At 65.3% G+C, this 11,342-nt stretch carries 12 protein-coding genes; 6 read left to right on the top strand and 6 right to left on the bottom strand.

Annotation, left to right across the window (positions count from 1 at the left end; all coding sequences use genetic code 11):
- Positions 1-32: 32 nt before the first annotated feature.
- Positions 33-500 (top strand): MarR family winged helix-turn-helix transcriptional regulator, encoded by a 468-nt coding sequence (locus tag CTZ28_RS45875; protein WP_121895891.1) that lies wholly within the window; start codon positions 33-35, stop codon positions 498-500.
- A 121-nt stretch (positions 501-621) separates the two neighbouring features.
- On the opposite strand, the gene CTZ28_RS45870 is transcribed toward CTZ28_RS45875, so the two are convergent.
- Positions 622-1,245, bottom strand: coding sequence for a LysE family translocator (locus CTZ28_RS45870; protein ID WP_121895890.1), 624 nt, complete (start codon positions 1,243-1,245; stop codon positions 622-624).
- A 602-nt stretch (positions 1,246-1,847) separates the two neighbouring features.
- On the opposite strand from CTZ28_RS45870, the gene CTZ28_RS45865 reads away from it, so the two are divergent.
- The 5 genes from CTZ28_RS45865 (at position 1,848) to CTZ28_RS46755 (ending at position 6,570) form a co-directional block, all read left to right on the top strand.
- The gene (locus CTZ28_RS45865; RefSeq protein WP_121895889.1) at positions 1,848-2,927 is read left to right on the top strand and encodes an LLM class flavin-dependent oxidoreductase; all 1,080 of its coding nucleotides are present in this window, start codon (positions 1,848-1,850) and stop codon (positions 2,925-2,927) included.
- A complete protein-coding gene (locus CTZ28_RS45860) occupies positions 2,924-3,592 on the top strand; it encodes an NADPH-dependent F420 reductase (RefSeq protein WP_121895888.1) in 669 nt (222 codons plus the stop codon). Before CTZ28_RS45865 ends, CTZ28_RS45860 begins: the two co-directional genes overlap by 4 nt.
- A 151-nt stretch (positions 3,593-3,743) precedes the next feature.
- Entirely contained in the window at positions 3,744-5,051 is a 1,308-nt protein-coding gene (locus CTZ28_RS45855) for a glutaminase (RefSeq protein ID WP_121895887.1), read from the top strand.
- A 139-nt stretch (positions 5,052-5,190) separates the two neighbouring features.
- Positions 5,191-6,033: an alpha/beta fold hydrolase gene (locus tag CTZ28_RS45850; protein ID WP_121895886.1), complete on the top strand. Its 843-nt coding sequence runs from the start codon at positions 5,191-5,193 to the stop codon at positions 6,031-6,033.
- A 285-nt stretch (positions 6,034-6,318) separates the two neighbouring features.
- The gene (locus CTZ28_RS46755; protein WP_147481308.1) at positions 6,319-6,570 is read left to right on the top strand and encodes a hypothetical protein; all 252 of its coding nucleotides are present in this window, start codon (positions 6,319-6,321) and stop codon (positions 6,568-6,570) included.
- A 277-nt stretch (positions 6,571-6,847) separates the two neighbouring features.
- On the opposite strand, the gene CTZ28_RS45840 is transcribed toward CTZ28_RS46755, so the two are convergent.
- The 5 genes from CTZ28_RS45840 to CTZ28_RS45820 form a co-directional block, all read right to left on the bottom strand.
- Positions 6,848-8,563: a carboxylesterase/lipase family protein gene (locus CTZ28_RS45840; protein WP_220795569.1), complete on the bottom strand. Its 1,716-nt coding sequence runs from the start codon at positions 8,561-8,563 to the stop codon at positions 6,848-6,850.
- Positions 8,564-8,939: 376 nt separating this feature from the next.
- The gene (locus CTZ28_RS45835; protein WP_398658106.1) at positions 8,940-9,560 is read right to left on the bottom strand and encodes a response regulator; all 621 of its coding nucleotides are present in this window, start codon (positions 9,558-9,560) and stop codon (positions 8,940-8,942) included.
- A gap of 32 nt (positions 9,561-9,592) precedes the next feature.
- Positions 9,593-10,678: a sensor histidine kinase gene (locus CTZ28_RS45830; protein WP_183154907.1), complete on the bottom strand. Its 1,086-nt coding sequence runs from the start codon at positions 10,676-10,678 to the stop codon at positions 9,593-9,595.
- A 124-nt stretch (positions 10,679-10,802) separates the two neighbouring features.
- On the bottom strand, positions 10,803-11,141 hold the full coding sequence (locus CTZ28_RS49895) for an amidase family protein (RefSeq protein WP_398658100.1): 339 nt from the start codon (positions 11,139-11,141) through the stop codon (positions 10,803-10,805).
- 41 nt (positions 11,142-11,182) lie between these two features.
- The coding region (locus CTZ28_RS45820) for an SDR family oxidoreductase (protein WP_121895881.1) at positions 11,183-11,342 on the bottom strand (160 nt) is incomplete at its 5' end.

The raw sequence follows: 11,342 nt of genomic DNA, 5'->3' as shown, positions 1-11,342 counted from the left end.
TGAGCCGTCAACGATTTCGTTAGACTGCCCCCATGGACGCACCACCGCGCTGGCTCAACGGGGAAGAGAAGGCCGCCTGGGACGGCTTCATCCGCATGCAGGAGACGCTCATCGGACGGCTGTCCCGCCGCATCCAGGCCGACTCCGGAATGTCCGCCTCCGACTACATCGTGCTCGCCAGCCTCACCGAGAGAGGCGGCGGGCGGATGCGCTTCCTGGATCTGGCCAAAATGGTGGAGTGGGAGAAGAGCCGAATGTCCCACCAGGTCACGCGGATGGCGAAACGCGGGCTCGTGGCCAAGGAGGAATGCCCCGACGACGGACGCGGAGCATTCATCGTCGCCACCCCGGCCGGCTACAAGGCGATCGAAGAGGCCGCACCACAGCACGTCGAACACGTCCGCCGCCTGTTCATCGACGCCCTGACCCCGAACCAGCTCAGCACACTCGCCCGGATCTCCAAGCGCGTCCTGGACCACATGGAGAAACTGCCGGACTGAACCGGCGAGGACATCCTGGTGCGCGGACCGCCGGGCGCAGGCCGGGCGGGACGGATCACAGGGGAACGGTGGCGGCGACCCATGTCACAGCACAGCAACATGTGCACGTGGACGATCCACGTCAAACACTGCTCACAGCCAACGCCCCCGCAAGCACGAGGATACAGACTCCCGACAGCCGGTCGACCCGATGAGCGATCGATCCCTTATACGACCGAAACCTCCATCGAAGAATTCTCCCGGCTCCGACGTAGAGGCCGCCGATGACGGCTTCAACGCCCATGTAGGCCAGACCTAGAAGGGCGATGTGCAGTTCTGCGCCCCGTCCGCCGCTCGTGAATTGAGGGAGGAGTGCCGCGAAAAGCAGAAGCGCTTTTGGGTTGGTTATGGCGACCATGAATTCCTGACGGGGGATCCGCCATCGATCGGTGCGGACCCCTTCGCCCTCGACTGCAGAGGCGGTCTGCGGCTTGCTCCTCAGTGCCGCCAGACCAATCCAGGCCAAATATGCTATTCCACCCCATTTTATTGCGGCCAGCACATCAGGAGACTGCGCAAGGGCGGCGCCGAGACCCAGTACGACGACACTGATCAGCAGAGTGAAAGCAGCGAGACGCGCGAGGATGCCAATAAGAGCCCAGGAAGCGCCGGATCGGACAGCGTTGGTCAGACCCAATAGCTGGCTCGCTCCAGGGATTATGGATATTAATACGGCAGAGGGGAGGAAGTCCATCCAATAGATCACGCTCCCAGTATCGGGTGTGTGGCCGATCCTGGGGAAGGGGACACCGCGAGATTGATCACGCCGTACTGCAAAACTGCGGATGACGACAGTCGACCAAATGAGCCGCAGGCAGGCAAGCGGTGGAAAAATACGTCTGATTTTGACGCGCCCTTCCCTTAATGCCGAAGAACCCGATTAATGCATCGGTTACGCCGAGGCGGACGGACACTGCGACGTCCACTCAGCGAGGTCGGAAACCGCAGAAGACTTTCACGGCCTTGCTGTCGCCCCCACCGGACGCCACTGAGCACCAGTTCACCACCGCGCAGTCGCACCCACCGTACCTTACTCTAGTTGACATGTAAACCATAAGGATGTCATGGTTTACATGTCAACCAGATCGGCGGAGGTGGTGTGGTGACCAAGCGGACCGCGGAACAGGGCATCAGCGTCCGGAGAACAGGATCCCCTCCCCCGTCTGCGCGCGAACTGCTGGCCGGCGATGACGACACGCGTGACCTGACGGGCAGCGAACCCGCGCAGGTCGCCCGGGACGGACGTCCCGCCCGGTCGTCACGAACCACGCACCACCACACCCCGACACACCGAAAGCGTTGAACAAAGTGAACACGACGGATGCTTCGCAAATCGAGTTCGGCATCGACAGCTTCGGAGACCGGCCCCGAAACGACCAGGGCGTGATCGTCTCGCACGCGCAGGCGATCCGCGCGGCGGTGACCGAAGCGGTCCTCGCCGACCAAGTCGGTATCGACGTTGTTGCGTTGGGCGAGCACCACCGGCCTGAGTACGCGATCTCCAGCCCTGAGACAGTACTGGCCGGCATCGCGACAGCCACGAACCGCATCCGGCTCGCCTCGGGCGTGACAGTGCTGTCCTCGGACGACCCGGTGCGAGTTTTCCAACGGTTCGCCACGGTCGACGCGCTCTCCAACGGTCGCGCCGAGGTGATCCTCGGACGCGGTTCCTTCACCGAGTCGTTCCCCCTGTTCGGGTACGACCTCAAGGACTACGAGGTGCTGTTCGAGGAGAAGATCGACCTTTTCCATCGACTCCTGGACGAGAGCCCGGTCACCTGGGAGGGCACCACGCGCGCCGCCCTGCACAATGCGGACGTGTACCCGAAGACGGATTCGGGACGTCTCAACACCTGGGTAGGGGTCGGCGGGACACCGCAGTCCGTGCTCCGCACCGCTCAGTACGGCTTCCGGCTCATGCTGGCCATCATCGGCGGCGCCCCTGACCGGTTCGCTCCCTATGTGGATCTGTACCAGCGTGCCAGTGACGAGTTCGGCACGACCGCACAGCCGGTCGGGATGCATTCGCCCGGCTTCGTCGCCTCCACCGACGAAGAGGCCAAGGAACTCTTCTACCCTGGGTACAAGGTGATCCGCGACCGGATCGGGGGGCAGCGCGGCTGGCCGCCGCTCCGCCGGGAGGAATTCGACGCCGAAGTGGACCGCGGTTCTCTGTATGTCGGCTCGGTCGAGACGGTCGCGACCAAGATCGCTCATGCCATCCGGGTGCTGAACGCGGGCCGGTTCGACTTGATCTACTCCGCCGCCGGCACCGTTTCCGCCTCCGCACGTCTCCGTTCGGTCGAGCTGTACGGCACCCAAGTCATCCCTCGGGTCCGCGAGCTCCTGGCCGAGCAGCCCGCGGCCACGGCGGGAGCGACGCGATGACCAACCCTGTCACCACTGTCGGGATCCTGGGAGCCGGGAAAGTCGGCACCGTCCTGGCGCGCCTGGCGGTCGCCGCCGGCTATCGAGTCCTGATCTCAGGGTCCGGTGACCCCTCCAAGATCGCGCTTACCGTCAAAATCCTCACCCCCGGAGCGACCGCCGTGTGGCCGGCCCAGGCCGCCGCTGCCGCCGACGTGGTGGTCCTGGCTCTCCCGCTCGGCAAACACCGTGACCTCCCAGTTCCGGAGTTGGCAGGAAAGCTGGTCATCGACGCGATGAACCACTGGTGGGAGGTGGATGGTCCCCGCGACGCGATCCTCCCGGCCGATGCCTCTTCGAGCGAAGTCGTTCAGCGGTTCCTGACGGGCGCACATGTCGTGAAAGCCCTCAACCACATGGGCTATCACGACCTCGAAGACGAGGCTCGTCCAGCCGGCGGCCTCGGACGCAAGGCCATCGCGCTCGCCGGTGACTCGCCCGAGGATCTCGCTGTGGTGTCTGCGCTGATCGACACGCTCGGATTTGACCCACTCTCCATCGGCGACCTTGCAGCGGGCGTCCGGCTCGAGCCCGGAACCCCCGCCTTCGGAGCCAATGTCGACGCCGACCAGCTTCGCGTGCTCACCGCCACCCCTGCTCCGACAAAACTTTTGGAACCCTCGTAGCAGAAACACCGGTGCAGCTGTGCCGGTCGAGCTCGATCTCGTCAGATGTTCAGGAGTGATCACGCGCGCCACGCTCGGCGAAGCGCGAGGTCATCTCCCCGGCCGCAACGATAATTTGACGCCGTGAATTGCAACTATGCTTGGAGGACGAATGCGGCCCATCATTCCCGACTATTTGGCCGAGGTCCTGGGAGATGTGGAGTCGGACACGTCCGGAGAGCCGGCGGGATACATCCCTGAGCTCGCAGCAGCGGATCCCGAGCGCCTCGGTGCGGCCTTTGCCATGATTGGCGGAGAAGTCTATGGGGCCGGTGACTTCGATATCGAGTTCACCATCCAATCGATCTCCAAACCGTTCGCGTATGCGTTGGCCCTGTCTGATCGCGGATTCGACTCTGTGCTCGCCAAAGTCGGTGTCGAGCCGTCCGGAGAGGCGTTCAACGAGATCTCCCTCGAAAGCGACACCGGGCGTCCTCTCAATCCTATGATCAACGCCGGCGCGATCACCGTGCACTCACTGACCGGCGCGGAGGACCTGAAGCCGGCAGAGCGTGTGGAACGCGTGCTCCACGGCCTCTCGGCTTTCGCCGGTCGTCGGCTGAGGATGGATGAGGCGGTATGTGCGTCAGAGATGGAGAACGCGCACCGCAACCTCGCCATCGCGCACATGCTCCGCAGTCACGACATCCTCACCGAGGATCCCAGGCCCATCGTGGACGGCTACACCCGCCAGTGTTCCGTGCTCGTCACCACGCGAGATCTGGCCATGATGGCCGCGACGTTGGCCAACCGCGGTATCAACCCTCTCTCGGGTGAGCAGGTGGTTCCGGAAGCGGTGGTACGTCAGGTGCTGAGCGTCATGTTCAGCTGTGGAATGTATGACGCCGCTGGTGACTGGGCGACCCAGGTCGGTATTCCGGCGAAGAGCGGGGTGGCCGGGGGCCTGATCGGCGCGCTCCCCGGGCAGATCGGAATTGCCACGTTCTCACCACGACTGGACAGGCACGGGAACAGCGTTCGCGGGGTGTCACTGTTCGAGCGATTCTCTTCGGACATGGGTCTGCATGTGATGGGGGTCCCCGCCGCTGCGCGTGCCGTCGTACGGTCCGACCATGTCGTCGGCAGCGGACCGAGCGCGCTCCGGGTCCTGCAACTGCAAGGTGGCATCGGCTTTGCCGGAGCCGAGAGAATTGTGCAGGAAGCCGAGGGAATTTCGCCTTCGAACGTCAGGGTGGCGCTAGACCTGACAAGGGTCCATTCGATCGACGACGTGGCACGGCGCATGTTGTTGGAGGTCGCACGCCGGCTGACGCTGGATGGTCACGAGGTCTACCTCGTCGATCCAGAATCGATCATTCCCGATCCCGATCCCGGCGATGGTGGCCGAGTCACGGTCGTCGACAACGTGGGGCACGCTGACCTGCACACTGCGACCGCGGGAGGAGGTCAGATCGGTTGAACCCGCACGGTGAGATTCGCGCCCCACCGCAGGCCGATGCGGAGCCGCGACATCTCTGCCCCACCCTCCGATAACACACAGTTTTCACACGCATGATGTCGGCCGGCGTTCGTTTCACCGGCCAGAAGGGGAAGAAATCATGGGTTACATCACCGTCGGCACGGAGAACAGTACGCCGGTCGAGCTCTACTACGAGGATCAGGGTTCCGGGCAGCCGGTCGTCCTGATCCACGGCTACCCCCTCAACGGGCACAGCTGGGAACGCCAGACGCGCGAGCTGCTGGCCCAGGGCTACCGGGTCATCACCTATGACCGTCGGGGCTTCGGCCAGTCGTCGAAGGTCAACTCCGGTTACGACTACGACACCTTCGCCGCCGACCTGAACACGGTCCTTGAGACCCTCGACCTCCAGGATGTCGTCCTCGTCGGCTTCTCGATGGGCACCGGGGAACTCGCCCGCCACGTGAGTCGCTACGGTCATGAGCGTGTCGCGAAGCTCGCTTTCCTTGCCTCGCTCGAGCCGTTCCTCGTCGCCCGCGACGACAACCCCGACGGGGTACCGCAGGAGGTCTTCGACAACATCGCCGCGACCGCGAAGGCGGATCGGTACGCCTGGTACAAGCAGTTCTACTCGGACTTCTACAACCTCGACGAGAACCTCGGCACGCGTATCAGCGAGGAAGTCGTGACCGGTAGCTGGAACGTCGCGATCCGCAGCGCTCCGGTGGCCGCGTACGCCGTGGTGCCGGCATGGATCGAGGACTTCCGCGCCGACGTCGAGGCGGTCCGCGCGAGCGGCAAGCCCGCACTGATCCTGCACGGTACGAAGGACAACATCCTCCCGATCGACGCCACCGGGCGCCGCTTCCACAAGGCGCTCCCCGAGGCCGACTACGTCGAGGTCGAAGGAGCGCCGCACGGCCTGCTCTGGACCCACGCCGACGAGGTCAACACCGCGCTCCGCGACTTCCTCGCGAAGTGACGGTGCATGACTTGCGCTTCCCCTGACGGCTTCTCATGACGCGGAACCGCGTCATCGCCGTCGACGAGGGGCGTATGTGGCGCCGAACTGATACTGAGGCGCCACATACGCCCCTCGGGGTCCATCAACGCAACGGATGCCTGATCTTCGACCGTCACGCATCAGCACTGAGGGACTCGACCGGAAAACGGTCGTCACACCTGACGGGACCTCATATCGACGGCCCGACGCCCGCACGCCACCCATCACCCCCTGTGCGGGGTCCACGGAAGGGAATCACCGCCCATGAGCGAGGAAACGCCGGCTCCTGATCTCGGTCACGGTCCGATCCGGAGAATCGTCGATCGTCTGAGCGCACATCATGAACGGGCGAAGCAGCAGCATCAGGAAGCGGACATAGCCGATTCGATCGCCGGTGCCGCTTTCGACCTGGGGGCCGACATCGCACGCCCAGTCGCTCCTCCGCACGAGCTCGTCGGCTTCGACGCTGAAAGTGATCTCGGGATCGTCAGGCAGCCACCGGAGTGGCGCGCATAGGAAGACGGCGCAGGGCACCGGGCGAGCGCACCCGGACCGTAGGGGTCCAGCGTCAGTGCACCGGCACGGCACCACGCCGCAAATCTCCCCGAGCACCGATCGGTGCCGGGGCAGCGGCGATGTCATGCCTCGTCACCGGTGGGCGTGTTCAGGAGCTGCATCTCCCAGGCGAAGGCCGCTCATGAGTTGGTGCGTGACAGCCGGTCAGGTGTCGGTGCTGGTGGATGACCCGATTCGTTTGAGGCGATCAAAGTCCGGCCGCCGGGTCGCGTCCTTGCTACGGGATCGGTCCGTCGTAGTCCGTCCAGAAGTCGATGGCGTCCGACCGCGGCCTGGGTGCCGGCGCGCTGCCTTCACCAAACTCCATGACCTGCTCGGGTGCTTGCTCCACCGTGGGCCAGACCGGCAGGCCCGATCCGTTCGGGTCGCCCGTACGCACGAAATTGACCCAGTACGCGCTCATCTGGTCGCGCAACCTGTAGTCGACCTCTTCGTATGCGGCGTCACTGTCCTTCCCAAGGTTGTCATAGGCGTACATCACCTCCGCACCGTGATAGGCGCCGAACTTCTCAAGGCCCTTTTCCGGCGGGACGCGCGTGAAGTAGTAGAGGTACGCGGCTGACTCGCCCGTTCGAGTCTGCAGGCGCGCCCAGCGGTGCATGGCGCGAGTCATGATCTTGTCGGTTTCGGCCTGCAGACGGGACTTCAGTACCTGTTCCTCGTTCTCACCGGGGTACAGACGCAAAAAGCGCTCTGCGTCCGCGCCGTACGTCTTGCGGACCGACTCCTGATACTTGTCCACGTCGGTGTCCGGTGGACTGGCCAGGGCGAGCGAGGCCTCGTCCGCGTTACTGCCGAGAAGAACCGGCACGTCCAACTGCTCCCCGGATGCGTAGATCTCCGCCGGCGGCCGGTCCAGGAGGTGGCCGTCGACGGAGGGACGCCAGTGAGCGTCGAGCGACTTGGCAGCATCCAGGATGCGCTTGACGGGCATCTCGCGCATCTCCTCCACGGAGGCGCCCCCCAGCTTCTCGCTCAGACGTCTGCCCGCGTCCTCAGCCGCCACCCTGGTGTCGGCCTGATCGTCCTTCTCGGTGTTTCCGGCCGTGCCCATGCAGGCCCCGCTCCCGGCGATGATGCCGTCCACCAGCCCTTCAGCGAGCGGCGTCGCGCCCAGAATGCAAACGCTCGCGCCGCCGGCGGACTCCCCCGCGACCGTTACTCGGTCCGGGTCTCCGCCGAACGCCGCGATGTTCTGCCGGATCCATTTCAGCGCGGCGATCTGATCGAGGACCCCGTAGTTGCCTGAAGTATTTTCCTTGGATTCTTTCGCGAGTTCCGGATGGGAAAGGAATCCGAGCACACCCAGTCGGTAGTTGAGCGTGACGACGATCACCTCACCCCTGGAAGCGAGTGCCTCGCCGTCGTAGAGCGGCAGAGCTCCCGAACCGGTCGTGAACCCCCCGCCCGGAACGTAGACGAGCACGGGAAGCTTCGCCGAGGCGGGCTTCGTGCTGTGCCAGATGTTGAGGGTGAGACTGTCCTCGCCGACCGGATACGGGTTGAGGAACGTGTCCTCCAGAGGTATGTCGACGACCCGGGAAAGCGCCCGCGTGAAGAAGGTCGACGTCCCCTGGACGGGAACGTCCGAGAACCTGTCGGCGGTGAACACCTCGGAGCGCTGCTCGGGAGGCTGAGGCGGACTCCAGCGCAGGTCTCCCACGGGAGGCCGGGCGTAGGGGATGCCAGCGAATATCTCAACCGTGCGCTCGTCGTTGAGGACGCCTCGCACGGGCCCCTCCCGCGTGGGGACGAGCGCCGAAGGCCTGGGGTCGGTCCCGCCCGCGATGCGGTTCTGCGCGGGTGGGTAGGCCAGGACGGCAGCGGTACTCACGAGTGCTCCGGCAAGCAGCCATGCCCCCACCTGGAGCAGGGCCCGCCCTCGAAGCCACCAGTGTGCGGTCACACCGAGAGCCGCGAGCAGCACGCCCACGACTGTCCAACCCCACCACGGGCTCCGGTTGAGCCATGCAAGCACGGCCGCGATGGCGGTCAGGGGAAGGAGGGGTACCCAGTATCTGGGAGATCGAGTGAACCTTCGCCGCCGACCTGGGCCCGCAGTGGCGTTCGCTTCATCAACGCCCGGTGGGTGAGTCTTTTTTCCGGTTCGCACTAAACCAATCTTTCGTTTCCTGGACAGCGCACACCTGCGTGCCGGCACCTGCCGGTGTGGGATCCGGTGACCTCGCCGCGGCGCACGGAGAAGTCGATCCCGCTCGACGGTTAGTTTACATGTCAACCACCGAAGAGCGCGTGGAGCCTCGCGGTCTCAGAAAAGGCGACTGTTGCTCATGCGCCTTCCGTCCGCGTCAGCTGACGACGCCGTGCTCCCACGCCCACGCGGCGATCTCCACACGGTTGCGGGCCCGCAGTTTGTCCTGGATCCGGCTCAAGTGGCTCTTCACTGTGCTCAGGGAGAGGGTCAGCTCCTCCGCGATCTCGTTGTTCGTGCGCCCTCGCGCCACGAAGCGGACGATCTTGTGCTCCTGCGGGCTCAGTCGCTGTGCGGCGGCCGAGTTCTCGGTGCGCTGCGGTGGGCTCAGGTGCTCCAGCAGCCGCACCGTGACGGACGGGGAGATGAGGGAGTCCCCTCCGGCCGCGGCATGCACCGCCTCGATCAGCAGCCGGGGGCCGGAGTTCTTGACCACGAAGCCGTTCGCGCCGGCCCGCAGCGCGCGGTATACGTACTCGTCGAGATCGAAAGTGGTCACGATGACGATCTTTGTGTCGTCCGTCGCGTTCCCCGGCGTCCGCCGGAGCCGCCGGGTGGCCTCAAGCCCGTCCAGCTTCGGCATCCGGATGTCCATGAGACACACGTCGGGGCGTAGCCGACGCACCACCTCGACAGCCTCCACACCGTCGGACGCCTCACCGATCACGGATATCTCGTCCTGTGCCTCCAGGATGAGGCGGAAGCCCGTCCTCACCATCTCCTGGTCGTCAGCGATCACTACTGAGATGCTCACCGCGGTTTCCTGTCTGCCCAGTTCAGGGGTATCGATGCGGACAGTTCCCAGCCGCCTTCCGGCATCGGCCCGCTGCTGAGTTCACCGCCGAGTTCGTCGACTCGCTCCCTCAGACCGATCATGCCGAACCCACTGGGCAGGAACCAGGGCCGTCCGTGGTGCTGGCTGGTCCCGTTGTCCCGAACGTGGATGACCAGCCGGCCCGCCGCGACCTCCATCCTTACGTGTACGGCGGACGCGGTACGGGCGTGCTTGCGCACGTTGGTCAGACCTTCCTGAACCAAGCGCTTTGCGGTCTTGGCGAGTTGCGGTGGCCAGTCGTCGGCTTTCACCCCCTCGACGATCTCCAGCGAGACACGTTGCCCTACTGAGTCGGCACGCCTGACGAGTTCCTTGATGCTCGTCATCACGGGTGTCACCGCGGCCTGCGCCGTGGCGGTTTCAGAGGTGCGCAGGAGTCTGACCATGCGTTGCATCGCCACCAAACCGTCCTGGCCGGTCTGCTCGATGTTGCTGAACAGCCTCCGTGCCGTCGCGGGGTCCTTCTCCACGATGTGCTCGCCGGCCTGGGCCTGAACAACGATGGCGGTGACGTAATGAGCCACGTGATCGTGCAGATCCCGAGCGAGGTCCAGCCGCTCGGCCCGCCGGACGTCGCGCGCGGCCGCCCGGCGCCTGCCGTCCTCACCGCGCAGATAGCCGCCCAACAGTACGAAGGCCATGGGGAGGAGGACGAACAAGCCGTCGACGTCCCTGAACACCGGCAGGTCCAATACCACCGGAGCACGCTCCTGCGTCCGCATCGCCGCGACGAACAAGGGAACCGAGCACACCATGACCAGTGACGGCCGTGCATAGCGACAGGTCAGACACAGCAGGGCCAGAAGGCCGCACAGCTCGGCCCAGCCGGGGGTGCGCTGCAACACCGCACCTTGCACCAATGACGTGGTGAGCAACGAACAGGCCGCCACGCAAAGGCTGAGCCCGCACGCGACGACCTGCCGGCCCGTGCCGTACATCCATGTCTGCGCCGCTGCGGCTCCCAGGGCCAGGGCTCCGCTCGCCAGGACCGCCAGTCCCACATGACTCCTGCTCACGACAGACGCGTCAAGCAGGAAAGACAGTACGCACAGGCCCGTCATGACGCTGGGCCCGACGGCGGGACGGTGGGGTACACGGAGCATGGACAGAACCTCGGGCAGCCCTTCAGCGGCGAGGAGAGTTTCGTGCTTTCGGCCGTCCCCAAGACACCGGGTTCCGCCTTACGACCGAACCGACGCGGTCGTGCGTCACGAACAATAGGTCACACAAGTCGAACGAACCACCTGCCCTCAGGAGTTGCCGTGACATCCGCCAAGACCCGGCCCTTCCCTGTCCCGTGAAGAGGCCGTTGTAGGCGGCGGGGACGCGGATCGAACCGGCGGCGGTGGCGTCTGCGATCGGGACCACTCCGGCTACGACGGCAGCGCCCGCGCCCCCGTGGGACCCACGCGCTCTGCGCTGCGGGTCCCACGGGTCACGAGGCCGACGCGTCGGAAGCGGCATGGAAGTTGGGTCGCTTCAGGTGCCATCCATGGTGTGGTGTCTCAGGTCTGGTTCTCGCCGCCGTCGACGTAGATGTTCGAGCCGACGACGTAGCTGCTCTGTTCCGAGGCCAGGAAGGCCACGACCGCGGCGGCCTCCTCGGGCCGGCCCATGCGGCCCTTGGGCACGGTCGCGGCGACGTGCTCCTTGATGGCCCGGGCG

This window comes from Streptomyces shenzhenensis (assembly GCF_003688995.1).
GTDB lineage: Bacteria > Actinomycetota > Actinomycetes > Streptomycetales > Streptomycetaceae > Streptomyces > Streptomyces shenzhenensis_A.
This window is presented reverse-complemented; position numbering and strand designations above follow the sequence as displayed.